Source organism: Sphingomonas sp. JUb134, assembly GCF_004341505.2.
GTDB lineage: Bacteria > Pseudomonadota > Alphaproteobacteria > Sphingomonadales > Sphingomonadaceae > Sphingomonas.
In genome coordinates this window covers 678883-705621 of the sequence record NZ_SLYP02000001.1, presented here as the reverse complement: position 1 = coordinate 705621, position 26739 = coordinate 678883, and the positions used below count along the sequence as shown (strand labels likewise).

The window sequence follows — 26739 nt, the reverse complement described above, 5'->3', positions numbered from 1 at the left end:
GATCCCGTTATCGCGGACATTTACTCCGCTCTGCTAGGAGCCTTGTATCAGCGGGAGAGTTTGGCTCTGGCATCCGAAAACGCCTTTGCAAACTCGGAACGGCTTAGCGCGCCCTTCACCAGCAATGGCCCGATCAGAAATGCGGGCGTGCCAGAGATGCCAAGAGCGAAGGCTTGGGTAGCGGTTCGCGCCAAGGCGGTCTGGATTCTGGTCTGCCCTGCTTGAAGGTCGCTAGCGAGGCGAGTCCAATCGCCGCCCTCGCGCTCGACAATCGCACGCAGCACCGGCTCTGTGAGCGCCCGATGCTCGCGCATGAGCGCATGATGAATTTTGAAGTAGAGTCCTTGAGGTTCGCTTGCTAGCGCCACCTGCGCCGCCTGCTCGGACACGTCGCCGAAGATCGGCCAGTCCTTGTAGGCTACCTGGGTGCGGCCGTCGTCACGCATCGCGCCATCGAGTTCCGGCGCCGCCCGGCGACAGGCCGGGCATTGATAGTCGGTAAATACCACGACGCGCAGATCCGCGTGTTCAGGGCCTTCGATGGGGCCACCGGGATCAAGCACGAGACCCTGAGCGATAGCGTTTGTCGAGACATCGATTCCGAGGGGTGCGGTGGCGCTCAGAACAACGCTGACACCATAACCGATGGCGACCACGCCGCCGATTTGCAGCAGCTCTCGTCGTGAAAGGCGGCGCTTTTCTGTCATGTATCGTCTGGGGTTGCACCTCCCAGGGCACGGATCAAGGCTATCGCCGTTCGGGCGCGATCATAGTCGACCGTGATGCTGGCGCGCTGTGCGGCGAGTGCAGCCGTTTGCGCGGTCGTCACTTCCAGATAGTCCGCCGCGCCATCACGATACCGTTCGAGCGCAAGATTCTCCGCGCGGGCCGCCGCTTCGGCGGCGATGCGCTGCTCGCGATTCTGACCGGCCAGGGCATCCATGCGGGACAGGCCATCCTCCACCTCCTGAAAGGCGTCCAGCACGGTCTGGCGATAGTCCGCCGCGAGTTCTTCATAGTTCGCCCGGCTGATGGCGAGACGCGCTCGGCGTCCGCCACCATCGAACAGATTGAAGATCGTGCTGATCGGCCCAAGCGCCCAGAAGCCGGTATCCGCGCTGATGATCGGTGCCTCGACGGCCTGATAGCCCGCCCCGAGGCCGAGGCTTATGCGCGGATAAAAGGCGGCCCGAGCGACGCCGATCCTCGCATTGGCGGCGACCAGGCGTCGCTGCGCCTCGGCGATGTCGGGACGACGCTGAAGCAGTTCGGACGGCAAGGACGGCGGCAGGTCAGGTAGCGCCAAGTTCTGTTGCGCGGGGGCTATGGCGAAACTGGACGCGCTCTCACCCACCAGTGCGGCAATCCGGTGCTCGATCGCCGCGCGCTGCGCCCGTAACGCTTCAGAGCGCGCGCGGGCATCGGCGAGTTGGGCCATCGATCGGCTTCGGTCCACTCCTGAGGCAATGCCGCCTTCGTGGCGCGTGCGTATCAGTTCATCGGCGCGCGCATAGGCGGCCACGGTGCGGGTCAGCAGCATCTGCTCCGCATCGACGGCGCGAAGTCGAACATACAGGTCGGCAACCGATGCTTGAAGGCTGAGCCGCGCCGAACGCAATGCGGCCTCCTGCGCTTGGGCGTCCGCCGTGCTCGCGCGCACGCTGTTACGGACCCGGCCCCACAGGTCCAGCTCATAGTCGAGGCCGACACCGAAGATAATCTGGTTCGCGATTATGGGCTCGCCAGGTCCGATGGGACGCCCGGCTGAAAGCCGTTCGCGCGAGGCGCTGCCTGCCAGGTCCACGTTGGGCAACTGGTCGGATCGGTCGAGCCGAGCCGCTGCCAGCGCCCGGTCGTAACGCGCAAGCGCAGCGGCGAGCGTCGGGGTCCGTTCATCCACCCGCGCGATCAGTTCATCGAGCACCGGGTCCGCGAAACCGCGCCACCATTCACCGCGATCGAGATGATCGCCGGGCGTGGCCGTCGTCCATCCGTCCATATGGCGAAAACTCGCGGGGGTCTCGATCGCCGGCGTCTGCATCGGCGGCAGGGTGGCGCAACCGCCGAGGCCGAAAGCGGCGACGAGGACGATCCTAGCGCTGCGCATTCGGAGCCGCCGGTTGCCGTGCGGGGACGACGCGAACCCTGTCGCCGGTTGCCAGCGCATCGGGCGGCGTCTGGACGATACGGTCGGTTGGGCGCAACCCTGACAGAATTTCGATGGTCGCTCCCTGGTCGCGACCCACCGCGACCTCGCGAAGCGCGACCTGGCCCTGACCATCGACCACGGCGACGCGCGCGCCGTCGGAACCGAGAATGAGGGCGCTTGCCGGCACCTGGAACGTTCCAGCGCCGCCGGGCATGGACACCCGCACCTCCGCGTAGCCGCCGGGCCTGAGGCGCCGATCGCTGTTGTCGACCAGAAACTCGACCAGCATGGCGCCGGACTGGCGGTCCACCGCATCGGCGAGACGGGACAAGGTGGCCTCGAACACCTCTCCCGGTCTTTCAGGCACGGTGAATGTCGCTCGCATGCCGCGCGCCAGCCGTCCGGACAGGGCCTGCGGCACGCGCACATAGAGGCGCAGACGGCTGACGTCGGCGACGGTGAACAACGGTTCCGCTCCCGGTGCGCCCGTCTGCACCAGGGCGCCGAGCTGGGCCGAACGGCTGGTGACGACGCCATCAAAGGGAGCTGTCAGCCGCGTGAATCCGGTCAGCGCCCTCAGCCGGCCGACATCCGCCCGAGCGGCACGCGCGCGCGCATCGGCAGCGGCGAACTGCCCTTGGCGCTCATCGGCTTCCTGCCGGGACACAGCATCCTTTTCGAGCAGGTTGTTCCAGCGCGCCGCTGTCGTCTCGGCCAACCCGCGATCGGCGGCCGCGGTCTGATAGGTCGCCTGGGCCTGCGCGAGCTGTTGGTCGATCTCCGGCGCATCGAGAATGGCGAGCGTTTGTCCGCGCCGCACCCGGTCGCCGATATCCGCGCGCCATTCACGCACATAGCCGCTCACGCGGGCATTGATCGCCGCGCGATTATATGGGTCGAGGCTGCCTGGCAGAACGATCTCTCCCGCCTCGGAGGCGCGGGGCTGGATCACGCTGACGGTCGGCAGCGCGTTCTCCGCCGCGATGGCGGCCTGTTCGCGTTCGGCCATGCTACGAGAGGCGAGGCCCCCGCCAACGAGAGCGGCGATTACGAGACCGGCCGCGCCGAGGTAAAGGCCGGTTCGTTTCCTTGGGGTTGGATCAGACATGCTGGAGTTCAAGCTCCCTTGCAGGTGAGGACGGTGCGCCCTTGCGATGGGCGATGCTGAACAGGGCGGGCACGAGCAGCAGCGTCGCCACCGTCGCGAAGAACAGGCCACCGATGACGGCGCGGCCGAGCGGGGCGTTCTGCTCGGCGCCTTCGCCGATGCCGAGCGCTATGGGGGTCATGCCGATGATGATCGCAAGCGCGGTCATCAGCACGGGGCGGAAGCGGACCACCGCCGCTTCGATTGCGGCACGGGTCGCGTCGCCGGTCTCGGCCAGTCGTTCTCGCGCAAAGCTGACGACGAGGATCGAGTTCGCCGTCGCGACGCCCATGCACATGATCGCGCCGGTCAGGGCGGGCACGGAGATGGTCGTCCCCGTGACGAACAGCATCCAGACGATGCCCGCGAAGGCGGCCGGTAGAGCGCCGATGATGACCAGCGGGTCGATCCAACTCTGGAAGTTCACGACGATCACGAGGTAGATGAGGATGATTGCGCCGATGAGCCCGAACGCGAGCCCGGAGAAGGCGTGGTTCATCGTCTCATATTGCCCAGCGAGCGTGACGGTCACGCCTGCCGGACGCTCGGCGTCCATCTCTGCGATGATACGCTGGATGTCGCCGGCCACGGCACCCAGATCGCGCGCCTGAGGCGTAGCATAGATGTTGACGACGGGCTGGATGTTCCACCGGCTCGCCACGTTGACGGTCGTATCGCGGGTGATTGCGCCCAAGCCGCCAAGCGTTTGCGCTTCGCTCGCGCCTGTCGGTGAAACCGGCAGCGCTTCCAAGGCGGAGATGGTGCTGACGTCCAGCTCGGGAACCTGCGCCACGACGGGATAGGAGATTCCGTTCTCGGGATTGAGCCAATAGACGGGTGCTGACTGCTGCGTGCCCGCCAGGGCCGTTGCGACGCTGGTGGTGACGTCCCGCTGGTTGAGGCCATATTGCGCGATCCGCGAACGATCGATGTCAATGTTGAGCTGCGGCGCGCGCGAGGACTGCTGGATGCGGGCGTCAGCCAGGCCGGGGACAGCGCGGATGCGCTTAAGAAGCTCCTGCGCGTAAGTCTCGTTGGCCGCGAGATTGCGGCCGCGCACCTGGATGTCGATCGGCGCAGGCGAGCCGAAATTGAGAATCTGGCTGGTGATATCGGCGGGCAGAAAGGAGAAGTCGACACCCGGAAAGCTCAAGGGCAGTTCGCGCCGCAAGGTCGCCACATGCGCGCCGGTCGCGGTGCGATCCCGGCCGAGCGAGATAAGGATGTCCCCTTCGTTCGGACCCACCGTGCCGGAATTGTTGTAGATGATGTTGAGCGGCGCGGAAGACAGGCCGACATTGGCGACCATCGATTCGACCTGCTCGGCGGGAATCAATTCACGCACGCGCGCCTGCACCCGCGATATCAGCGCCGTGCTGTCCTCGATACGCGTGCCTGCCGGCGCACGCACATGCAGGGTGATTTGACCCGAATCGACCGTGGGAAAGAAATCGCGGCCAAGCGTGGGAATCAGCAGCAGCGACGCCACCATCGCGCCGAGGAAGGCCGGGATGAAGATGCGGCGCGCGGACATTACGCGGGCCAGCATTTGCTCGAAGCGGTCCTTCTGCCGGTCGAAGCCCGCCGAAAATCGGTGCTGGAACCGGACAAGCGGATTGCGCGAGCGAGCCCGCTCCGCCTCCTCGCCTTCCCGGTGCGGACGCAACAGATACATCGCCATCGTCGGAATGAGCGTGCGAGACAGGATGAACGAGGCGATCATGGAGAAGATGACCGCCAGCGCCAGCGGCACGAACAGATAGCCCGCGACGCCCGGCAGGAAGAACATCGGCACGAACACGATACAGATGCAGGTCACGATCACGAAGGCCGGCGTCACGATCTGCGCGGCGCCGTCCATGATCGAGCGCAGCACCGGCTTTCCTTTCTCCAGATGCCAGTTGATGTTCTCGATCGTGACCATCGCGTCGTCGACCAATATGCCGATGGCCAGGGCCAGCCCGCTCAGCGTCATGATGTTGATCGTTTGGCCTGTCGCGCCGAGAGCCAGCAATGCGGCGAGGATGGCCAGGGGAATCGTGGTCACGATGATGATCGTCGATCGCCACGATCCCAGGAACAGGAGGATCATCAACGACGTCAGCACCGCTGCCAGGATGCCCTCGTGGGCCACGGTGGAGACGGCGGCCTTCACGAGAACCGACTGGTCGCCGATAAGCTGGACCCGCAGGGTTTCGGGAAGACCTTCGAGTATCTGGGGGATACGGCCGCGAACCGTATCGACGATATCGATGGTCGAAGCCGCGCCGCTTTTCAGGACGGTCATCAGGACCGAGCGCTGACCTTCGACTTGGACGATGTTCATTTGCGGCGGGGCGCCGTCGCGGACTTGAGCGATGTCGCGCATGGTGATGGTTGCGCCGTCCACCACGCGAACCGGCAGATTGTTCAACTGTTCGACCGAGCCCGGCGCGTTGTTGAGCCTGACGGTATATTGCAGACCGCCGACCTTGGCGAAACCGGCCGGGGCGATCTGGGTTTGCGCGGCAATCGCGGCCGCGACGTCGCCAGCGGACAAGCCGCGAGCCCGCAGCGCCTCGGGATCGATGTCGATCTGAATCTGGCGCTGCTTCCCGCCGAATGGGAAAGGCATGGCGACGCCGGGAACGGTGATGAGTTGCGGGCGGATCTGGTTGACGCCGAGATCGTAGAGCTGCTGTTCGCTCAGTCCTTCGCCCGATAGTGCGAGCTGCACGATCGGCACGGTCGATGCGTCGTAGTTCACGATCAGGGGCGGCGTGATGCCCGGCGGGAGCTGACGCAAAACCGTCTGCGAGATCGACGTCACCTGCGCGGTCGCGGTGCGGATATCCGCGCCGGGCTGAAAGTAGATTCGCACGACGCCGACGCCGTTCATCGACTGGCTTTCAATCCGGTCGATGTCGTTGACGGTCGTGGTCAGCACGCGTTCAAAAGGATTGATGATCCTCCCGGCCATGTCCTCGGGGGACAGCCCATTATATGTCCATGCGGTCGCGATCACCGGCACCCCGATGCGCGGGAAGATATCGACCGGCATCCGAAGAACGGACAGGATTCCCAGGCCGAAAATGAGCACGGCCATGACGATGAAGGTCAGCGGTCGCGTCAGAGCGACGCGCACGAGCGCCATCATCGGGCTTGGTTCCCAAACAGAGGTGAATTGGTGAGCATCGTTCGTCCTCCCGCGAGATCGGGAAAAGACGGCTCAGCTTAAGGCTGGCTTATGAGATGCTGCACCGCGAAAAAATATCCGCCACTTGTTCGCCAAGGCGCGCCATCCTCAGCCCGGCTGCGCTGTGGCGCAGACAGGGTTTTGCGAAGTCCCGCCAGCACCTGATCGAAGCCGTTCGATCCGCGCAGCATACGTTCGACCACCCAGACGCCACTCAAACTCGACGGGATCGGCAAACACGATAAGGATGCCGGCCTGGGCGAACGCGATTCAGGCGTCGTCACAGGCGACGACGACTCGCTCGGCCGTGCTGCTGACGCCGGAGAAGCAGCGTGGCGAGCATGACGATGGCCGCGCCCATCTGCGGGACCGAACCCCAACGGCTGAAAATGGTGGCCGGGTTGGACGCTGGCAGGACGGTATCGAGCCGCGCGGCTTCATGCGCCGGCAGGCTGGCCGCGATAGTGCCATCAGCGCGAATGACAGCCGTGCGGCCCGTCGATGTGGCGCGAATGACCGGCAATCCTTGCTCGATCGCACGCATGCGCGCCTGGGCGAGATGCTGTTCGGGACCCCCCTTGCCGAACCAGGCGTCGTTGGACGGATTGAAAAGGAACGCCGGCCGGTGCGATCGATCAATCACGGTTGATGGGAATACGATCTCGTAGCAGATGGATATGCCCAGCCTGAGGCCGTCGATATCGAGCGTTTGCGGGCCAGGTCCTGGAACGAAGTCCGCCTCGCCCGGCACTAGTCGGGCGGCACCGAGCCGCTCCAGCAACCCTGCGAACGGCAGATATTCGCCGAAGGGCACGAGCTGCGCCTTGTCGTAACGGCCGAGAAGGCGTCCGGCGGCGTCGAGGACGAAGACACTGTTGGTATAGCGGCCGTCTCCAGCTTCGCCGGTCGCGCCGGTGAACAGCAGGTCTCGAGGACCCAGAACCGATGCCGCTCGCGATCGCAGCACGGGATCGGCATCGAGCGGCTCGATGATCGCCGCTTCCGGCCAGAATACGAGCCGCGGTGTTGCTGTCGTTCCAGGCGGACCGCTGAGGCTGCGATAGCGTTCGACCTGCGCCATCGCTTGACCCGGCCGCCATTTGTCGGCCTGATCGATATTCCCCTGCACGAGACGGATTGGCACATCCGTGTCGGGTGCGGATCGGGGACCAGCCAATGCGAGCGTGAGGACGACTACCGCGGGCGCCAGAAGCATCGCAGTCACACCATCGCGCCGCGTGATGGCCGCGAGCAGCCTCGCGATCGCTATGGTCACGCCCGATAGCCCGAGCGCGCCGATCACCGCCGCGCTTCGAGCCATCTCACCGAGCGGTAGCCAGATGACGCCCAGCGGATTCCACGGGAAGCCGGTTAACAGGACGCCGCGTAGCCATTCGGCCAGGATGAAGGTGGCGGCGCTGGCAAGGGCGAAGCCGGCCGGTCCGCTGGTTCGCGAGACAGCAGAAGCCGCGCCGAGCGACAGCGCCCAATAGCCGGCGGTGTAGGCCGCCAGCAACGCCACCGCGGGCCATCCAAGCCATTGAGGCATCGCTGCCTGAAAGGTGAAGGCATGCGCCAGCCAGGTCAGGCTGGCGCAGCCCAGGCCAAGGCCGAACCACCATCCGGCGCCTGCCGCCTGCCGCCACGATCGCGCGCCGCCCGCGTGGCGGAGCAGCAGAGTCAGGCTCACCAGCGTAACCGGCCAGAGCGACCAGGGTTCAAAGCCGAGTGCCGAGATCGCGCCGAGGGCGAAGATCGCCGCTCGGATGCGGATCAGGCGTCACCTCAAGGTTTGTTCGCCAGACAACGATTTCTCGGACATAAGCGGAACATGGGCTACGCTACACGCTTCAACCGCGCCATTGGCTCGTTGAGTGGGTGGAATTCACCTGCTGGAAGTCGCCTGGCCTGCTCCCAGAGGTAATCGCCGGTCAGACTGATGTGCGCCCAGCCCATCGGAGAAAGGTGCGCAAGCAGTGCCGCATCGAACGTCGTGCCGACAGCGTTGAGGTGCTGGGCGGCCCGGTCGAGATAGACCGTGTTCCAGTAGGAAATCGCCGCAATCAGCAGGTTCAGCCCAGATGCGCGAAATTCCTGATTTTCCAGCGAGCGATCGGTGAACCGACCCTGCCGGTTGGTATAGATGGCGGCGGCAAGCGTGTGCCTCGCCTCGCCTTTGTTGAGACCGGCCTGACAGGCACGTCGCAGTTCCGGTTGTTCAAGCCAATCGAGCGTGAACAAAGTGCGCTCGATACGGCCCAGTTCAGCCAATGCAAAATCCAGCCTGTTCTGGCGTTTGTAGGCGGCAAGTTTTCGCAAGATTACTGACGGCGCCACCGTGCCATCCTTGATTGAGGCGACAATCCTGACGATGTCATCCCAATCGGCCTCGATCGCTGCCGTTTTGATGGTGCGGCCCATCAGATTTTCGATGCCCTTGTATGTCGATGGCGCAGCGATCGAACCCAGCTTGCGGTCGCCAATATCGCGCAGCCGTGGCGCGAAGCGGAACCCGAGTAGGTGGCAGAGTGCGAAAACATGATCGGTGGCGCCGCCGGTATCGGTATAGTGCTCATGCAACGGAAGGTTGCCGGCGCCCAGGACAAGCCCGTCGAGCACGTAAGGCGCTTCACCTGCCGTCGCGGACATGATCCGTGATCCGAATGATGCGAAGTGATCGGAAAGGTGAGAATAGATTTTCACGCCAGGTTCGGCGCCATATTTGGCATTGACGTCCGCCGCCCCTGAACGGCTCCGCCCCGACCGGAAGAACTGGCCATCGGACGACGAACTGGTGCCAGCGCCCCAATGCCGCGCGAAGGGTAATTCGTGATGGGCTGAGATGATCATGGCCAGCGCGGCCTGATAGTTCTCGGGTGAAAGATACCAGTTGTGGGTCCATGCGAGTTGGGCATAGCTGACGCCTTCGCTGGCATTGGCCATCCGCTCCAGCCCGAGGTTGGTGCCATCAGCCAGAATTGCGGCGAGTACCGTGCTGGGGTTGTCGTGCTCCTTGCCTGAGCGCAGGTCACGGAATGCGTTCAAAAAACCAGTGCGTTCGGCGACTTCAAGCAGCAGCTCGGTGATGCGCACGCGGGGAAGCAGGGTATCGAGCTTGCGATCGAGGGCTTCAGCTTCCGGTGGGGTGACAGGCGGCATTTGCTGAAGCTTGAGCCGGTCTCGTTCGAGCGACACTCCCTCAAGCTTGTTTGTTTTCAACTGCTTGGCAAATCGGCGCAGCCGCCAGTCAAGATTTCGTGCCCGGTCAGCGAGGTAGGATGCAGCATTTGAATCGAACGGAAGCACATCCGCCACTTTGGCGGCGTCGCGCCGACCCAGCAAATAGGCATCGAAGCGCTGATAGTTGCGGGTTCCCTCGATCCATACATCACCGGCGCGCAAACGATCACGCAAGGTTGCCATGATCGCAATTTCATAACGTCGGCGGTCGATACGGCCGCTTTCGGTGATGAGACGCTTCCACTGCCGATTGGGGAATGGCAGTGGAACGCCATCGGGAAGGTCGCGCGACTTTCGTGTGTTCGCATCGCGAATGACATCGATGGCTTTGATCAGTGCCGTCCCTGTTCCAGACGCCTTGAAGGTGAAGGCGTCCAGAAATGCCGGGCTGAAACGCCGTAGCGTGGCGTAACGCTCGGTTGCCGTTACCAGTGCGTCCTCGCCGGCAAGATCAGCAAGGGCATCTACTTGGGCCTTTGCCGCAACAAGCCGGTGCCAGCCCACCGCTTCGTCAATCAATTCGAGCGGATCGCCGCCATTCTGGACAGCCTCATCAAGTGCTGTAATCGTGGCGCCAAACAGCCGCATGAGTTGCCCCACCGACTGAATACTATCTTGGTAGCGACGCTCGCGCCCACGCCGCGCGCGCGTGAACATGCCGCCGATAAGTCGGTCAAACATTTGGATCGCGGCATCGGCAAGTCTGGCCTCAAGGTCGATCACTGCGGCCGTCAACGTCGCCCGCCTGCGATTGACGCTGTAATCCGAAAGCAGGAATGCCGGTGCCACGCCGCCCTCGCGGACAAATTGGGCAAAGCGGAATTCCGGAATGGCGCCCCCAACTACCGGGTGGATACCTATGCCGCGAACATAGCGCAGGCGCTCAAGCAAGCCATTGATATTGGCCGCAGTCGGGGCTTCTTCGAAATTACGCAACCACGCCAGCGGTGTCATGCCGAAATCCGGGTTGTTGATTACGAGTTCGTCTAGCCGTGTCAGTTCAGCAGAGCTGAGGCCTTCGACGATTGCGGCTGCGGCAGCTTTGCGTGCGCGTGCCCGGCCAGCAAGACCGGCGCGTTCCAGTGTGTCGCCTGACGGAAGAATGAACCGCTCACCCTTCAGGCCAACCATGAGGGCGCGAACAATCGGTTCACCTCTGTCTGTATACTCGGCGGCTTGCGCGGCAAGATTCAGGGCAAGTGCCAGGTCGCCGCGTCGAAACGGGCGTATGCCAAGATAACGCGCCACGAGATCGGCATGATCGGTACGGGTTTGCGCGCGCTGACCATATGCAGAGAAGGAGGAAGGATCGACGAATAACTGTGCCGCGAGGTACTGAAGAATGACGTCGGGAAGCCCGATCTCGGGTTGCAGACCAAAGCCGGGATGTCGCATCAAAGCGATTTGTGCAGCCAGACCGAGGCGATTTGCTGGACCATAGCGGCGCCCAACCAATTCAACATCTTCCGCAGAAAGGGTATAATGCCCAATGATCGCGGTTTCTTGGACAGGAGGATCGAACAGGCGCCGGCGCTCGTCTCCGGTCAGAAGTCGGCGTCGTGCCATTTTGCTCTCCCGCTGAGGCGAATAACAAAATTGACACCAAAGCGGCTTGCACTGGAGGGAGGCCATTCGTTGCCGGTTGATCCCCGAGCAATCACCCGGCGCAGCAAGACAGTTTGGCGACATCCTTATCAAACGTTTGGGCCGCCAGTTTGAGGCCTTCCACAGTGGTCAGGTAAGGAAATATCGTTGCACCCAATTCCAGGGTGGTCATGCCGTGTTTGATCGCCAGCACCAGTGTCTGGATCGAATCCGCGCCTTCGGGTGCCATGATCTGGCCGCCCAGCAAACGGTCGTTCGCCTTGTCGGCAATCAGTTTGATGAGACCCCGCGTATCGCGTGCTGCCAGTGCCCTTGGCACAGCATCGAGCGGGAGCAGCGAAACCTTGATGTCCAGGCCTTGCGCCCGTGCTGTCGTTTCAGTGAGGCCGGCGCTGGCGACTTGCGGGTCGGTGAAGACGACGGATGGCATGGAGGAATTGTCGTAGCGGTATTGGTTGCCCGTCACCGCGTTGCGCGCGGCCAGTTTTGCGCCATAGGCGGCCATGTAGACGAACTGGTCCCGTCCCGTTACATCGCCCGCCGCGTAAATGCCTGGAACCGACGTTTCGAGGTGGTCATCGACGACGATTCCACCATTACGGGCAAGCACTATGCCGCGCTCCTCCAGCCCAAGCCCGTCGCTATTGGGTCGGCGTCCGGTGGCGATGAGCACCTGTTCCGCCGCGACGGTGTCACAATGCCCCTCGCAGGTCAATTCGACCCCGCTCTGTGTTTGGGCGATACGCTGATAGCCGACACCTGCGCAAACCCGCACGCCCTCGGCTTCCAAATAGTTTTTCAGCGCGGCACTCACTTCCGGGTCCATTTCGGGGAGCAGGCGGCTTCGGCAGCAGATGGTGACATCAACGCCCAGACGCGAAAACATCTGTCCCAGTTCTACCCCGATCACCCCGCCACCGATCACCAGCAGCGATTTGGGCAAGCGATCCAGCGCCAGCGCCGATGTGCTGGTTAGGTAGGGCACGCTGTCCATCCCCGGAATCGGCGGCACGGCGGCGTGCGCACCCATCGCCAATATGACCTTGCCGACCTTCATGGGCGCATCGCCGACAATCAGCGCACCATCGGCAAAGCGTGCCTTGCCCTCGATATAGCTCACACCGTCATAGGCGGGCAGCAGATCGACATATTTTTTTTGGCGCAGCGTCGTGACAAGATCGTCCTTCGACGCCGCCAATACGGACCAGTCATCCATCTGGACAGCGCCCCCAAGGCCGGGAAAGCGCGCGGCGGCAAGCCCACCATGCACCGCTTCGGCGGCGCGGATCAGCGTCTTGGAAGGAACGCAGCCAACATTGACACAGGTGCCGCCAATCGTGCCGTGACCGACGAGCGCCACTTTCGCGCCCAGATCGGCAGCGGCGATCGCGGCGGAGAACCCGGCAGAACCCGCGCCGATGACGGCCACGTCAAATCCTTCCTGCCCGGGGCGGTTGCAACAGTCGTTCATTGCTTATCGCTTTCTTGAGGCGCTGGCGGCGCCCCGCTCAGTTTTGAATAGCGCGCGCCGGATAACCCGCGTTGGTTGATGCAGCGGCAATCGCAGCAGCATTGGTGCGGCGCGGGTTATAGGTTGCGCGCGCGGTCTTGGCTGCGAAATCGACCGTGACCGCCGTTACCCCGGCGACGCCTTCCATCGCCTTCTTCACGGTGATCGGGCAGGTGGCGCAGGTCATGTTCTCTATGGCAAAGGTGGTTTGCTTCTGAGCGGTTGCGGTAGCCGCGGGGCGATCTTGCGCCGTGCCACTAACTGCATAGGCGACCCCGCCGCCAGCCATAGCCAGCACGGCCATAGCGATACATACTGTCTTTTTCATGGGTATTTCCTTTCAATAGAACCAGGGTGCCCACCAGTCGATGGTGAGCGCCAGGATGGCGACGGCAAGGCCCAGCCACAGCACCGCCTTGGTGGTCCAAGCCGATTGTGGACGAGCGCAGTAGGAACCGTCTTCACAGGGCGGTTTCGGCTTGAAATAGACATGCCAGAAGCCGTAGCCGAGCAGCGCGAGCGTTACGCCTGCGACATAGGGCTTGTAAGGTTCGAGCGCCGTCAGGTTGGCGATCCACGCGCCGGAAATTCCGAGCATAACCAACAGTAGCGGGACGACGCAGCAAGCCGAGGCGAGCCCCGCGCCGATCAATGCGCCCGCCGCAACCCAGTTTGCCTGCTTCGGCTCGTGGTTTTCGGTGAGGGCTGGCTGTCCCGCTTCCGGCGTTGAGACCATGGCTTGAATCCCTTGTTCCAACTGAGTGATTCGCAGTGTAGGCTCTGTAGCCACTACAGACTCAAGAGGTATTTTCATGGAGCAACAGGTCGGCATCTTGCGTGCCCAGCTTGCCCGGAAAACAGGCTGCAATCTCGAAACCATCCGCTATTACGAGAAGGTGGGATTGCTGCCGGGGCCGCCTCGCAGTTCCAACGGCTACCGCGTCTATTCGCCGGAACTGGTGCAAAGGTTGCAGTTCATCCTGCGCGCGCGCGACCTTGGCTATGCAATGGATGAGATACGGTCATTGTTGTCGCTCACCGATACCGGTGCACAAACCTGCGCGGAGGTTATGGCGAGAACCGAACTCCACCTTGAAGATGTCCGCCGCCGCATTGCAGATTTGCAGAAGATAGAGGTGACGCTGGCGACCACGTTAGCCAGATGCACTGGAGATGACGTTGCCGAATGTCCCATCCTGGAAGCACTCCAGTTTTTACCCCATCAAGGCAATTGACGCCATCTTTGAGGGATTTGATTTTGTGATGTCAGCTTGGAGTATAGCCTAACCGGACGTCAGGGCGCTACCGCGGTTTCTGTCAGATTAGGGTACTAAACGGAATTTGTTGACGAATGTCGTTGCGTATCATAGATTTCAACCTGACATTTTGATGGAGAGAGTGCGCAGTGAAGGGGCAACGGATCGGCTATGTCCGGGTCAGCACGTTCGATCAGAATGTGGATCGCCAATTGGAAGGTCAGTCGCTCGATCGGACCTTCACCGACAAGGCATCGGGCAAGGACGTCAACCGCCCCCAGCTTGAGGCTCTGCTCACTTTCGCCCGCGAAGGCGATACCGTCGTCGTCCACAGCATGGATCGGTTGGCCCGCAATCTGGATGACCTGCGCAAGCTGGTCCAGGGCCTCACCAAGCGAGGTATCCGGATCGAGTTTGAGAAGGAAAGCCTGTCCTTCTCGGGGGAGGACTCCCCGATGGCCAATCTGATGCTCTCGGTCATGGGTGCGTTTGCTGAGTTCGAGCGCGCCCTGATCCGCGAACGGCAACGCGAAGGCATTGCGATCGCTCGGCAGCGCGGCGCCTATCGGGGGCGGAAACGGTCGCTCTCGGATGAGATGATTGCCGATCTGCACCGCCGCGTTGCCGCCGGTGAACGCAAGGCGACCATCGCGCGCGACATGGGCATCAGCCGCGAAACCCTCTACCAGTACCTTCGCGCCGCTGCCTGACACCAATGTTCACATTATGTCCGGAAAATCGTTGTTCAGCGTACAAAGCTTGAGGTGACGCCGATCACGAGGTCGACGCCTGTTCGACCAGCAGCCCGCTTGACAGTATCTGCGGCAGCTCGCGCTCCTTGCCGCCGCGCGTGACGAACAGATAATAGGGAACGGAGTTTCGGCCCCGCGAGGCCAGGAAGCGCGTGATGGCGGGATCGCCGCGCGTCCAGTCGCCGACCAGGGTGACGACGCCGGCCTGGGCGAAGGCGGCTTGGGTGTCATCACGGTCGATGGCGACGCGCTTGTTGACTTGGCAGATCAGGCACCAATCGGCGGTCATGTCGACGAATACCGGCGTTCCCGCCGTTCGCAGTTCGGCCAGCCGTGCTTCGCTGAACGGTTCCGCCCGGCCCGCCGAAACCGTGGCGGCGGCCTGACTGCCGGCGGTCGAGGGAACGGACATCTGGATGGCGAAGACGACAAGAACCGACGCCAACACCGGGATCAGCGCCGGCCCCGCCGTGCGGCCGCCTGCCTGACGCTGGCCCGTCCACCATAGCCCGATGCCCGCGAGGCCCGCGAGCAGGAGGCCGAAGCCCATGCCGTCCACGCCGCTCTGACGGCCAAGCACCCAGGCGAGGCCGATCGCGGTGAGCAGCATGGGAATGGCCAGCACGCGGCGAAACGTTTCCATCCATTTTCCAGGTCGGGGCAAAATGCGCTGCAAGGCGGGAACGAAGGCGATCGCCAGGAAGGGCAGCGCCATGCCGATGCCAAGCCCGGCGAAAACCGCCAGCGTGGCGGGTGCCGGCAGCACGAGCGCGGCGCCGAGCGCAACGCCCAGGAACGGCCCGCTGCAAGGGGTGGCGATGATTGCCGCGAGCGCGCCGGTGCCGAACGCGCCGCTCCAGCCCGGCTGTGCCAACCGCCCACCGGCGAGCGAAATGCCGCGGATTTCAAACAGGCCCGCAAGGTTGAGAGCGATGGCGAGCGACAGCAGCATCAGAACCAAGATGATGCGGGGGTCCTGTAACTGGAACGACCAGCCGATGTCGTGGCCCAGCGCCCGCGCGCCGATCAGGATCGCACCCAGAAGCGTGGTCGTGGCGACGCTGCCCGCGAAGTAGGCGACACCCTCCACCTTGGCCGTGCGTCGATCGATCCCCGACTTGGCCAGACTGAGCGCTTTCAGCGAGAGGATCGGGAACACGCACGGCATCAGGTTGAGCAAAAGGCCGCCAAGGATCGCGCCGATCAGCGCGAACCGCAGCGGCGAGCCGTTGCCGGGTTCTTGTGAAGGCGTGGACGACGCGGTGTCGATCAATGGATCGATCGTCTCGACCTTCGCCGTCGGACCGGGAATGGGCGCAGGCGCTTCTTCGGCCTCGGCGACTGGACCACTCGCCGAGGCCGGTGCAGGTGTCGGTGAACCGCCCAGGACAAAGCTTCTGCGCCCATCGGTCACGACGCCGGAAAAGTCGCCGGGCGGCGCGGAGCCCGACGCCGGAACGGTGATCTGGATCGCGCCGCCTTGCCCTCTCGTCGCGCGTTGAGGCGTGGCGGCATCGAACCATCCCGCGTCACCCGGAAAGAGGCGCGCGCTGGATGGATCGAGTCCTTGCGCGCCAGTCACGTCGAAAGTCCAGTTCGCCCCCTGCCGCGCGATCGCGATGCGCGCCGCGCCCGGACGCGGCAATGCGGCCTCGGCGGCGGAAACCAGCGCGCGACTGCTGCCTGCCGCGCCGTCGCCTGTAGCAAGGTCGAGCCGGAGCGTGGCGCGCTCGGGCACGCACAGCGTGTCCGAGCAAGCGAGCCAGTTGAGATCGACTTCGATCGGAAGCCGCGTCCCTCGTGGGATCGATGGCGGCACGTCGAGATCGGCGAGCAGGGTGAAGGCGCCCTTATGGACGTAGCTGGCAAGCCCGGCCAGTTCGAGCAGAGTCGGTGCGGGGTGTTGCAGCTCCCCGATCCGCACGCCTTGGGGTGCGCGCCATACCGCCTCCACCGGCAGGCCGGAATCGCCCGGATTGATCCAGTATCCGTGCCAGCCGGACTCGGGCGTCATGCGGATGGCGATGCGACTCGTCGCCCCCGGCCTGGGCGTCTCGGTCGAGGCATGAATGGATGCGTCGATATGCTGGCTGCCTTGCGCGGCCGTCGATGGGACAGCAATGAGCAGGATCGCCAGAATCACCCCGAGCGCGAGGGCCTTGAGCGATCCGAGCGACAACGTGGGCGTGGCCGGCGCCGGGCCGACGATGTTCATGGAGCCGTGCATCATGGCGCCATCGGCCGCGCAGCTTAAGGCTGGCTTAGCAGCGACGCCCGCGATGCAGCAGGCGCCCATTCCTCAACGGATCAGCGACCATCCCTTGAGCTGCAACGTCGCTAGCGTGGTCATCGCGGAAAGATCGACGGTCACTTGCCGCGATACCGACTGCCGCTCGATGCCCTGCCGCGCCAGTGCCTGGCCACAAACGCGGATGTCCACGCCCGCCTCCGCCAGGGCCGCGATCAACGGCGTATTCGGATTGTCATGCCCGTAGCGCGCTCGATAGGCCGCGTCGCCCAGGACGGACATGGTTGCCGGCCCATGCACCACCGCTACCAAGTCTCCGCGCTCCGTGCGGATGCCGGCGGAACCAAGCAAGTTCACGAACCGCGCAACCTTATCGAGGCCGGGATTGGATTGGTCCGGCTTTTCTGCTCCTTCCGTCACGTCGAACACGACCCTGTAAGCAAGAGAGGGGTCGGGTTGGCCGGCCGTTCCCGGCATCGGCGTGATGGTCCCGAACCCGGCGATCACCGGATGGCGGGGGTCCGGCGCCGATTGCGCGCTGGCGCTCGTCGTCCCGGCGGCCGCCAGCGCGGCGGCGACCAGGGCGATCCTCGTCTCGCGCCGGGTCATCACGCCGTCCTCCCGGCATAGGCTGTGACGAACAGGGCTTTCGACGGCAAGCCGACGCCCTCGGGCGTTTCCCGCCCTGCGAACATGCGGATCAGATCGTCCCGGACGGCCGCCTGTCCGGAAGGATCGAGATTCTTGATGAGATCGCCGATATGCAGGGACTCCAGCGTGAAGGACGCGGCTTCCTCCGCCCCGTTCCCCCGCCCGCCGATATATTGGGTTCCTTCCCACGCGATGATATCGGGCTCATCGAAGCCGGCATTGCCCAGCAGGTCGCGCACATAGTCGGTTTCGCCAAGCGCAAAGGGGCCGGGCGCGCGCGGCACTGGCGGCGGAAGCTCGACGTGCCGCGCGAGCACGCTCATCATGGCGGTGAACCAGGGGTTCTCGCCCGGCGGCGCCCAGACGGCGATATCGAGCCGGCCGCCGTTCACCAGCATGCGGCGCAGATTGGCGAAAGCGGCATAGGGAACGGCGAAGAACATCGAGCCGAAGCGAGAGAACAGCCGGTCGAATGGCGCCCCGGCCGGCATAACGCTCGCGGCGTCGGCGACCTCAAAGGCGATGTTCGCGATTTCCTCGTCCCGCGCGCGCTCGCGCGCCGCTCCGATGAGAACCGGCGAGATATCGACCCCTACGACCCCGCCCTCCGGGCCGACCGCCCTGGCGATCTGCCGCGTTGTCCATCCGCCGCCGCAGCCAATATCGACGACGCTCTCGCCTTGCCTGTAGCCGGCATGGGAAAGCAGCGCGGTCCCTATCGGCTCGATCATCCGCTCCAGACTATCGAGATTGGCCAGCCAGCGTTCGCCCGAGGCGCCGGCCCAATCCGAGGCGGTCAATGCGCCGTCGTCAGATGCGCTTGTCAAGTCGTCCTTCATATCGCTCTCCTTACGCTTACTGTTTGAGCACCAGCCGGATGGCGAAGGCGGCCGCCGCAAGGACGGTTACGCTGCCGAGCCAGATGGCGGCGAACCAGAGCAGCCGCCGCCACAGGGGGCCGCCCTTGTCAGTGGTATCCAGCTTCATCGATCTTTCCCCGGAATACCCAATAGGCCCACACCGTGTAGGCGAGGATGATCGGAATGAGGATGCCGGCGCCGATCAGCATGAAGACTTGGCTGCGTTCCGGCGCGGCGGCCTCCCAGATGGTGACGGCGCCCGGCACGACGTCCGGCCAGATCGAGATGCCGAGCCCGATCATCGTAAGGCCGAACAGCGCGAGCGCGAGCAGGAAGGGCAACCAGTCGCGCCCCTTTCCGATCGCTCGCCAGGTGAAGATCGCAACGACCGTGACCATCAGCGGCATCTGCGCGGCCGCCAGCACGCCGGGCCACTCGAACCAGCGCCGGTAATATTGCGCTTCGAGAAACGGCGTCCAGGCGCTGACGAGCGCGATGGCGAGGAGCAGGCCGAGCAAGAGAGGCCGCGCCATGCGCCGCGCCTGTTCATGCAGCGGCCCGTCGGTTTTCCAGATCAGCCAGCTTGCGCCGAGCAAGGCGTAGCCGACCACCACGCTCGCTCCTGTCGCCAGCGAAAAGGGGGTGAGCCAATCCCACCATCCGCCGGCATAGGCGCGTCCCTCGACGGCGATCCCCTGGAGCAGCGCGCCGAGCACGATCCCCTGCGACAGGGCGGCAATGATCGATCCCGCGCAGAAGGATACATCCCAGAAGTGGCGATGCGCCGGGTCACGCCAGCGGAACTCGAAGGCGACACCGCGAAACACCAGACCGAGCAGCATCGCGATCAGCGGGGCGTAGAGCGCCGGCAGCACGATCGCATAGGCCAGCGGAAAGGCAGCGAGCAAGCCGCCCCCGCCCATGACCAGCCAGGTCTCGTTGCCGTCCCACACCGGCGCGATGCTGTTCATCGCCATGTCGCGCTCCCTGCCCACCTTGAAGCGGGGGAACAGGATGCCGATGCCGAGATCGAACCCGTCCATCACCACATAAGCGGAGACCGCGAAGGCGATGATGAAGGCCCAGATGATGGTGAGGTCGATCATTGATCCCCACCATCGATCGCGGGCGCGGGCGTGATGCCGGCGGTCCGCACCGGCCCGTGGACCGGCACGGGGTCCTCGTGCGGCTCGGGCGGCTTGGCCATGAGCTTGAGGATATACAGCGTGCCTGCTCCAAAGACCGCGAAATAGACGATGATGAAGGCGATGAGCGACGCCGCGACCGCGGGCGCATCGAGCGGCGCGGCGGATTCGGCGGTGCGCAACAGGCCATAGATCGTCCAGGGCTGGCGTCCGACCTCGGTGGTAATCCATCCCGCCAGGACCGCGACGAAACCCGACGGTCCCATCACGACCGCGGCGCGGTGCAGGCAAGTCCAGTCGTAAAGCCGGCGGCGCACCCGCGCGGCGAGGCTCCACAGGCCGAGGCCGAGCATCGCAAGCCCCATCGCGACCATGATGCGGAACGCCCAGAAGACGATGCCGACTGGCGGCCTGTCTTCCTCGGCAATCGTGTCGAGCCCGTCGAGCGGGGCGTCGGGATCGTGCTTGAGGATCAGCGAGGAAGCCTTGGGAATCTCGACCGCGTAGTCCACCCGCCGCTCGGCGCTATTGGGAATACCGAACAGGATCAGCGGCGCGCCGTCGGGATGGCTTTGATAGTGGCCCTCCATCGCCATGACCTTGGCCGGCTGATGCTCCAGCGTATTTAGACCATGAAGGTCGCCGACGAAAATCTGGATCGGCGCAACGATCGCCGCCATCCACATCGCCATCGAGAACATCTTGCGAGCGCCGGGATTGGCGCGGTCGCGGAGCAGATGCCACGCGCCTACCGCGCCGACCACGAAGGCGGTGGTTAGATAGGCGGCGATGACGGTGTGGACGAGCCGATAGGGAAAGCTTGGGTTGAAGACGATCGCCCACCAGCTCGGGCCGGGGAGGAACTGGCCGTTCGCGCCCATCTCGAAGCCGGTCGGGGTCTGCATCCAGCTATTGACCGAGAGAATCCAGAAGGCCGAGATGAACGTGCCGAGCGCGACCATGCAGGTCGCCGCGAAGTGCAGCTTGCGCCCCACCTTGTTGATGCCGAACAGCATGACGCCGAGGAAGCCGGCTTCGAGGAAGAAGGCGGTCAGGACCTCATAGGCCATCAAGGGTCCGATCACCGGCCCGGCCTTGTCCGAGAAGACCGACCAGTTGGTGCCGAACTGGTAGGACATGACGATCCCGGACACGACGCCCATCGCAAAGGTGATGGCGAAGATTTTCAGCCAGTAGCGGTAGAGGTTGGCATAAACGCCTTTGCCGGTTTTCAGCCACAACGCCTCCAGCACCATCAGGAAGCTGGCCAGACCGATCGAGAAAGCCGGGAAGATGAAGTGAAAGCTGACGGTGAACGCAAATTGCAACCGCGCCAACAGCAGGGCGTCGAACGACTCGAACATCGGAAACTGTCTCCTCCGCCTGCTCCTGATGCGTGGGCGGGACGCTTTACATTAGGCAAAGCGTCCCACCGGCGCGCAGACACGCGGCGTTTGCACGCTCGTCAATCGACCATCGTGGTCCGCAGATAGGCACGGTGCTCGGTCCAGCCTTGGGGAAACAGGCCGCGTGCTTCCTCGTCGCTGATCGACGGCGGGATGATGACCTCTTTACCGGGCATCCAGTCGGCCGGCGTCGCGATGCGGCGCGCGTCGCCGAGCTGGAGCGCGTCGATCACCCGGAGGACCTCATCGAAGTTGCGGCCGACGCTCATCGGGTAGGTCATCGTGAGCCGGATTTTCTTGGCCGGATCGATGATGAAGACCGAGCGCACCGCTGCGGTCTCGCTCTGCTCCGGGTGGATCATGTCATACATACGCGCGATGGCGAGGTTGGCATCCGCGACGATCGGGAAGCGCAGATCGGTCTTCTGCGTGTCGTTAACGTCGTCGATCCATTTGCGATGTTCTTCCGCTGTATCGGTCGAAAGGCCGAGCGGCTTGGTATTGCGGCTCTCGAACGCCTGGGCGAGTTGGGCGGTGCGGCCCATCTCGGTCGTGCAGACCGGCGTGAAGTCGGCCGGGTGGCTGAAGAAGAACACCCAGCTATCGCCGGCCCATTCATGGAAGCTGATCGGGCCGACCTGGGTATCGACGGTGAAGTCGGGAGCGGTGTCGCCAATATGCAGGGTCATTGTGGTTCCTTTCAGGTGAAAAGGGCCGCGCCGCTCCGCCACAGCATGTAGGCGGCGACGGCGAAGATCAGGGTTGCAAAGACGGTGGTGAGGCGGCCCGTGGTGGCACCGAGACGCCGGGCGAAGAGCGTGCCGGCGAAGCTGCCGACCGCGCCGCCGGCGATGAAAAGAGCCGCGAGCGGCCAGTCGATGAGCCCGGAAAAGGCGTAGTTGGCGGCCGTGGTGAGGCCGAAGGCCGTAACCGCGACCAGCGACGTGCCGACCGCAAGCAGGATCGGCATGCCGGTGGAGGCGACCAGGCCCGGCACGATCAGGAAGCCACCGCCGATGCCGAAAAAGCCGGAGAACAGCCCGGAGCCCAGGCCGTAGCCGATCACTTTCGGGGCCTTCTCACGGTTGCATTCGGCACCCGGATCGCCGGGATTGCCGCGCCCTTTGAGCATAAACCCGCCGACCAGCAGCATGACCAGCGCGAACAGGAACAGCAGCTTTTCGCCATCGACCATCTTGCCGAGCGTTGAGCCGGCGAGCGCGCCCGCGATGCCACCGCCAGCGAACATGCCGCCGCAGCGCCATTTGACGTTGCGCGCCCAGGCATGGTTGGCGAGGCCGGTGGCCGCATTGGCGGCGACCGCGAGTGCGCTGGTTCCGATCGCGACATGAGGGCTTGGCACGCCGACCAGATAGACCATCAGGGGAACGGCGAGGATCGAGCCGCCGCCGCCGACCAGGCCGAGGCTCAAGCCCACCAGCCCGCCCGAGACGAGCCCCAGGACATATTGAACGGGCTCGAGGGTCATTGCTCGTCGTCGCGGCGACCGGGCGCCGCCAGCCATTCGCGGCCCTTGAGCATGCCGCGCCAATAGATGGGCGGGAGCAGACGGTCCTTGAGGAACCAAGCCCGGCGGGTCGGCCTGCGTCCGTCGAGCAGCCAGGACGGGAAGCTCGGCAGGAGCTTGCCGCCATAGCCGAACTCCGCCAGCACGATCCTGCCCCGCTCGACGGTCAGAGGGCAGGAGCCATAGCCGTCATAGGTCGCCCAGGGCAGCGTGCTATCGAGCACGGCCAGGAGATTGACCGCGACGACGGGGGCCTGCTTGCGCGCGGCGGCGGCGGTCTTGGCATTGCTTGTGCCGGCGACATCGCCCAGCGCAAACACGTTGGGCCAGCGCGGATGGGCAAGCGTCGCGGGATCGACCGCCACGAAGCCGGTGGCGTCGGCGAGGGCGCTGTTCGCAATGAAGTCCGGCGCGACTTGCGGTGGCACCGCGTGAAGCATGTCGAAGCGGCGTTCGCAGGTTTGTGATCGTTCGCCGGCCCCTTGCCGAAAGACCGCGCGGCGTCCGGGTCCATCAACCTCAATCAGCGTCGAGCCGAGTCGAAGATCGATGCCGTAACGCTCGATGTAGCGCATGAGTGCCGGCACATAGTCGGCGACACCGAACAACGCCGCGCCGGCGTTGTGGAACTCGACGTCGATCGCGCCGAGGCAATCTTCGCGCTCCCAGGCATGGCAGGAGAGATACATGGCCTTTTGCGGTGCGCCCGCGCATTTGATCGGCATGGGCGGCTGCGTGAACAGCGCAACGCCGTTCCTCAGTGTTTGAACAAGATCGCGCGTATAGGGCGCGAGATCGTAGCGATAGTTGGAGGTCACGCCATGTTCGCCGAGCGTCCCGGCGAGGCCGGGGATGGCGTTCCAGTCGAGCTTGATGCCGGCCGCGACGACTAGCCCGCGATAGGCGATGCGCGAACCGTCGGCCAATTCGACCGCTTGCTCATCAGGATGAAGCGCGAGCGCTTCCTGACGCAGCCATTCGGCCCCCTTGGGGATCACGCTCGCCATCGGACGGCGCGTCGCCTCGGGTTGAAACACGCCGGCGCCCACGAGCGTCCAGCCTGGTTGATAGTAATGGGTTTCGGACGGCTCTATGATGGCGAGCGAGATGTCCGGCCTCCGCTTGAGGATGCTGGCGGCGCAAGCGATCCCCGCGCTGCCGCCGCCAACGATCACCACGTCATAGCGCTTCGCCTGACTATTCAATGACGTCGCGGCCGTGTGCATGGCCTGGGAGCGTGCGCCCGTGCGGCAATAGGCGAGAATGGGGCCGGGGAGCCGATCCAGCGCACCGCGCATCGCGCGCGCATCCTCAAGCGCGATGTCGCGGCTTGAGACTGGCAGGTGAGCGAAGGCGAGGCCCGCCGCCGCGGCCGCTTGCTCGATTTCGGCGGCGCTCGGTTGGCCGGGCTCCTCATCGTCTGGCCGATTGGAGATGACGGAGCGAAATCCCGCCGCGGCCGCCGCCCTCAGATCCTCAGGGTCGAGTTGGCTTGTGATCGCGAAGCCTTCGCCGATCGGAATGACCTTTTCCATCAGACGCGCCTTTCAGTTGCCGGCCTTCGAGGATGGTCGACGGTTCGCCCAGAGCCGGTGGAGAAGCATCCCGCCTGCCATTGCGATCAGGAACGGAAGCACCGCGACCGGCGCGAGCCCCAAATTGGCGACGGCCGGGCCGGGGCAGATGCCGGTAAGCCCCCACCCCACGCCAAAGAGCAGCGCCCCGATCGCAAGTCGTGCGTCGAGTCTGGTCGTTTCCGGCACGCAGAAGGCATCGCCCGACAAGGCCCGCCGCGCGCGGCGCTGGACCTGCCATGCAACGGCCATCGGCAGGATCGCGCCGGCCATGACGAAAGCGAGGGTCGGGTCCCATGCACCGAACAGGTCGAGGAAGGCAGTTACGCGGGACGGGTCCGCCAATCCGGATATGGCGAGGCCGGCGCCGAACAGGAGGCCGGCGGCAAGTGCGATGAGCATCCGCATGGTCAGAGCGTCCCCGATGCGCGCATGATGGCCACCGTGGCGAAGCCCGCCGTCATGAACAGGCCGGTCGCCACGAGCGAGCGCGGCGACAGGCGCGACAACCCGCAGACCCCATGTCCGCTGGTGCAGCCGCTGCCGAGCCGTGTGCCGAACCCCACAAGAAGCCCGCCGGCTATCAAAAGCGCGGTCGAGTCCGGGAAGGCGATCCGCAAGGGACCGGTGAGCGAGATCAGCGCCGCGCCGAGCGGAAGGCCGATAATGAAGGCCAGCGCCAGCTTGCGATCCGACCCTCGCTCACCAACCCCGATAGAGGTCGCAGCCATACCGCTGACCCCAGCGATCCTGCCAAGCCCGAGCAGCATGATCGCCCCGGCGACGCCGATCATCAGCCCGCCGAGGAAACCCGTCAGCGGCATGGCGTCGGGAAACAGCGTGCCCATCAAACGGCATCCAGCGGAATCTTGAGGTAGCGCGTGCCGTTGTCCTCAGGCTCGGGCAGTCTGCCACCGCGCATGTTCACCTGGATCGACGGCAGGATGAGCTTGGGCATGTCGAGCGTGGCGTCGCGCGCCTCGCGCATGGCGACGAACGCCTCTTCCTCGGCCCCGTCATGAACGTGGACGTTACCGGCCCGCTGGGCGGCAACGGTCGTTTCCCAGGCGAAGCGATCGCGGCCTGGCGCCTTATAGTCATGACACAGGAACAGGCGTGTTTCGGGAGGAAGGGTCAGCAGCCGTCGGATCGAGCGGAACAGCGTGCGTGCGTCGCCGCCCGGAAAGTCCGCGCGCGCGGTGCCGTAGTCGGGCATGAACAGCGTGTCGCCGACAAACGCCGCGTCGCCGATCACGTAGGCAAGGTCCGCCGGCGTATGGCCAGGCACATGCAGCACGGTCGCTTGGAGATTGCCGATGGTGAACTGGTCGCCATCCTCGAACAGGCGATCGAATTGCGATCCGTCGCGCGCGAACTCGGTGCCTTCGTTGAAGATCTTGCCGAAGATCTCCTGCACCTGAAGGATTGCCCGGCCGATAGAGAGCTTTCCGCCGACCTTTCCCTGAATATAGGGCGCGGCCGAAAGATGGTCGGCATGAGCATGGGTTTCCAGCAACCATTCGACCGCAAGGTCATGCTCGTGAACATAGGCGATGATCGCATCGGCCGAAGCGAACGAGGTCCTTCCCGATGCCGCGTCGTAGTCGAGCACGCTATCGATGATTGCTGCCGCCCGAGTCTCGGGGTCATGCACCACATAGCTGGCGGTGAAGGTGGGCTCGTCGAAGAACGCCTTGATCTGCGGCACGCCGTTGCGCGCGTTCGCGATCTGAGCCGCTGCCTTTTGAACTGTCTCGTCCATGATTACAGCCTTTCGCTTTCATGATTTAACATCTATGTAATCATGTAAGTGAGTTGCGTCAATGCGCTTGGAGTGAGAGACGGGATTGATGACGAACGAGGTTTTGACGAGCGGCCCGAGCCGCTCATTGCGGATGGGCGACACCGCCCCGGATTTCGAGGCGAGGACCACCAGAGGGATGGTGCGGCTATCCTCCTATCGCGGGCGCTGGATCGTGTTCTTTTCACACCCGGCCGACTTCACGCCTGTCTGCACCACGGAATTTGTGGGGCTGGCGAAGGCGCAGGATCGATTCGAGGCGATGGACTGCGCCTTGCTCGGACTGTCGGTCGACAGCCTCTATGCCCACGCCGCCTGGGCCAAGGCGATTCGGGACCAGTTCGATGTCGAGATCGGCTTTCCCATCGTCGAAGACCCGTCGATGGCTATCGCGCGCGCCTATGGGATGCTGGACGAGGCCGCCCAGGACAGCTCGGCGGTGCGCGCGGCCTATTTCATCGACCCCGAAGGCGTCATTCAGGCGATCACCCACTATCCCATGTCGGTCGGGCGATCGGTCGACGAAATGGTCCGGATGGTCGCCGCGCTCCAGGCGGCCGCGTCAGGCGACAGGCTGACGCCGGAGGGATGGCGTCCGGGGGAACCGATGCTGCTGCCCCCTTCGAGCGACGCCGAGGGCGATGACTGGTTCTGCCGGGCCGCGCCATGACCGAGTTGTGGGAGAGCCGTTC

The 26739-nt window shown here is 64.4% G+C and carries 24 protein-coding genes; 3 read left to right on the top strand and 21 right to left on the bottom strand.

The window, feature by feature from the left end; genetic code table 11:
- Positions 1-47 precede the first annotated feature (47 nt).
- From EDF69_RS03260 to EDF69_RS03220, 9 genes are all read right to left on the bottom strand, one after another.
- Positions 48-707, bottom strand: a complete 660-nt coding sequence (locus tag EDF69_RS03260; RefSeq protein WP_119081744.1) for a DsbA family protein — start codon at positions 705-707, stop codon at positions 48-50.
- Positions 704-2167, bottom strand: coding sequence for an efflux transporter outer membrane subunit (locus EDF69_RS03255; RefSeq protein ID WP_231958864.1), 1464 nt, complete (start codon positions 2165-2167; stop codon positions 704-706). Before EDF69_RS03255 ends, EDF69_RS03260 begins: the two co-directional genes overlap by 4 nt.
- Entirely contained in the window at positions 2094-3158 is a 1065-nt protein-coding gene (locus tag EDF69_RS03250; protein WP_231725692.1) for an efflux RND transporter periplasmic adaptor subunit, read from the bottom strand. Before EDF69_RS03250 ends, EDF69_RS03255 begins: the two co-directional genes overlap by 74 nt.
- Before the next feature lie 91 nt (positions 3159-3249).
- Positions 3250-6432, bottom strand: a complete 3183-nt coding sequence (locus EDF69_RS03245; protein ID WP_119081740.1) for an efflux RND transporter permease subunit — start codon at positions 6430-6432, stop codon at positions 3250-3252.
- 319 nt (positions 6433-6751) lie between these two features.
- Positions 6752-8227 carry an apolipoprotein N-acyltransferase gene (lnt, locus tag EDF69_RS03240; protein WP_425336665.1) on the bottom strand — a complete coding sequence of 492 codons (1476 nt, stop codon included), beginning with the start codon at positions 8225-8227 and terminating at the stop codon, positions 6752-6754.
- Positions 8228-8307: 80 nt separating this feature from the next.
- Positions 8308-11277, bottom strand: a complete 2970-nt coding sequence (locus EDF69_RS03235) for a Tn3 family transposase (protein ID WP_014072601.1) — start codon at positions 11275-11277, stop codon at positions 8308-8310.
- A gap of 91 nt (positions 11278-11368) precedes the next feature.
- Positions 11369-12745: a mercury(II) reductase gene (merA, locus tag EDF69_RS03230; RefSeq protein WP_021222959.1), complete on the bottom strand. Its 1377-nt coding sequence runs from the start codon at positions 12743-12745 to the stop codon at positions 11369-11371.
- A gap of 79 nt (positions 12746-12824) precedes the next feature.
- Positions 12825-13154, bottom strand: coding sequence for a heavy-metal-associated domain-containing protein (locus EDF69_RS03225; protein WP_004213249.1), 330 nt, complete (start codon positions 13152-13154; stop codon positions 12825-12827).
- A gap of 12 nt (positions 13155-13166) precedes the next feature.
- Positions 13167-13562, bottom strand: a complete 396-nt coding sequence (locus EDF69_RS03220) for a mercuric transporter MerT family protein (protein ID WP_014072602.1) — start codon at positions 13560-13562, stop codon at positions 13167-13169.
- A 76-nt stretch (positions 13563-13638) separates the two neighbouring features.
- On the opposite strand from EDF69_RS03220, the gene EDF69_RS03215 reads away from it, so the two are divergent.
- Both EDF69_RS03215 and EDF69_RS03210 read left to right on the top strand, forming a co-directional pair.
- Positions 13639-14061: a MerR family transcriptional regulator gene (locus EDF69_RS03215; protein ID WP_014072603.1), complete on the top strand. Its 423-nt coding sequence runs from the start codon at positions 13639-13641 to the stop codon at positions 14059-14061.
- A 170-nt stretch (positions 14062-14231) separates the two neighbouring features.
- Positions 14232-14792 carry a recombinase family protein gene (locus EDF69_RS03210; protein WP_004213255.1) on the top strand — a complete coding sequence of 187 codons (561 nt, stop codon included), beginning with the start codon at positions 14232-14234 and terminating at the stop codon, positions 14790-14792.
- A 64-nt stretch (positions 14793-14856) separates the two neighbouring features.
- Here the strand turns inward: EDF69_RS03210 and EDF69_RS03205 are convergent, their stop codons facing one another.
- The 12 genes from EDF69_RS03205 to EDF69_RS03150 all read right to left on the bottom strand — a co-directional run bounded on the left by EDF69_RS03205 (position 14857) and on the right by EDF69_RS03150 (position 26008).
- Positions 14857-17064: a protein-disulfide reductase DsbD family protein gene (locus EDF69_RS03205; RefSeq protein ID WP_165890044.1), complete on the bottom strand. Its 2208-nt coding sequence runs from the start codon at positions 17062-17064 to the stop codon at positions 14857-14859.
- 69 nt (positions 17065-17133) lie between these two features.
- Positions 17134-17691 carry a DsrE family protein gene (locus EDF69_RS03200; protein WP_132883912.1) on the bottom strand — a complete coding sequence of 186 codons (558 nt, stop codon included), beginning with the start codon at positions 17689-17691 and terminating at the stop codon, positions 17134-17136.
- Positions 17691-18572, bottom strand: coding sequence for a class I SAM-dependent methyltransferase (locus tag EDF69_RS03195; RefSeq protein WP_119081732.1), 882 nt, complete (start codon positions 18570-18572; stop codon positions 17691-17693). Before EDF69_RS03195 ends, EDF69_RS03200 begins: the two co-directional genes overlap by 1 nt.
- Positions 18573-18588: 16 nt before the next feature.
- Complete coding sequence (locus tag EDF69_RS03190; RefSeq protein ID WP_119081731.1) at positions 18589-18720, bottom strand: DUF2474 family protein; 132 nt, start codon at positions 18718-18720, stop codon at positions 18589-18591.
- On the bottom strand, positions 18701-19699 hold the full coding sequence (gene cydB, locus EDF69_RS03185; RefSeq protein ID WP_119081729.1) for a cytochrome d ubiquinol oxidase subunit II: 999 nt from the start codon (positions 19697-19699) through the stop codon (positions 18701-18703). The genes EDF69_RS03190 and cydB overlap by 20 nt, the downstream gene beginning before the upstream one ends.
- The gene (locus tag EDF69_RS03180) at positions 19696-21102 is read right to left on the bottom strand and encodes a cytochrome ubiquinol oxidase subunit I (RefSeq protein WP_119081727.1); all 1407 of its coding nucleotides are present in this window, start codon (positions 21100-21102) and stop codon (positions 19696-19698) included. The genes cydB and EDF69_RS03180 overlap by 4 nt, the downstream gene beginning before the upstream one ends.
- A 101-nt stretch (positions 21103-21203) precedes the next feature.
- On the bottom strand, positions 21204-21833 hold the full coding sequence (locus EDF69_RS03175) for a peroxiredoxin (protein WP_119081726.1): 630 nt from the start codon (positions 21831-21833) through the stop codon (positions 21204-21206).
- An 11-nt stretch (positions 21834-21844) separates the two neighbouring features.
- Complete coding sequence (locus EDF69_RS03170; RefSeq protein WP_119081724.1) at positions 21845-22633, bottom strand: sulfite exporter TauE/SafE family protein; 789 nt, start codon at positions 22631-22633, stop codon at positions 21845-21847.
- Complete coding sequence (locus EDF69_RS03165) at positions 22630-24207, bottom strand: bifunctional protein tyrosine phosphatase family protein/NAD(P)/FAD-dependent oxidoreductase (RefSeq protein ID WP_119081723.1); 1578 nt, start codon at positions 24205-24207, stop codon at positions 22630-22632. Before EDF69_RS03165 ends, EDF69_RS03170 begins: the two co-directional genes overlap by 4 nt.
- A gap of 12 nt (positions 24208-24219) precedes the next feature.
- Entirely contained in the window at positions 24220-24654 is a 435-nt protein-coding gene (locus tag EDF69_RS03160) for a DUF6691 family protein (RefSeq protein WP_119081721.1), read from the bottom strand.
- 2 nt (positions 24655-24656) lie between these two features.
- Positions 24657-25094, bottom strand: coding sequence for a YeeE/YedE family protein (locus tag EDF69_RS03155; RefSeq protein ID WP_119081720.1), 438 nt, complete (start codon positions 25092-25094; stop codon positions 24657-24659).
- Positions 25094-26008, bottom strand: a complete 915-nt coding sequence (locus tag EDF69_RS03150) for an MBL fold metallo-hydrolase (RefSeq protein WP_132883911.1) — start codon at positions 26006-26008, stop codon at positions 25094-25096. Before EDF69_RS03150 ends, EDF69_RS03155 begins: the two co-directional genes overlap by 1 nt.
- 133 nt (positions 26009-26141) lie before the next feature.
- Here EDF69_RS03150 and EDF69_RS03145 point away from each other — a divergent pair, with 133 nt between their 5' ends.
- Positions 26142-26717, top strand: coding sequence for a peroxiredoxin (locus EDF69_RS03145; RefSeq protein ID WP_132883910.1), 576 nt, complete (start codon positions 26142-26144; stop codon positions 26715-26717).
- Positions 26718-26739 lie beyond the last annotated feature (22 nt).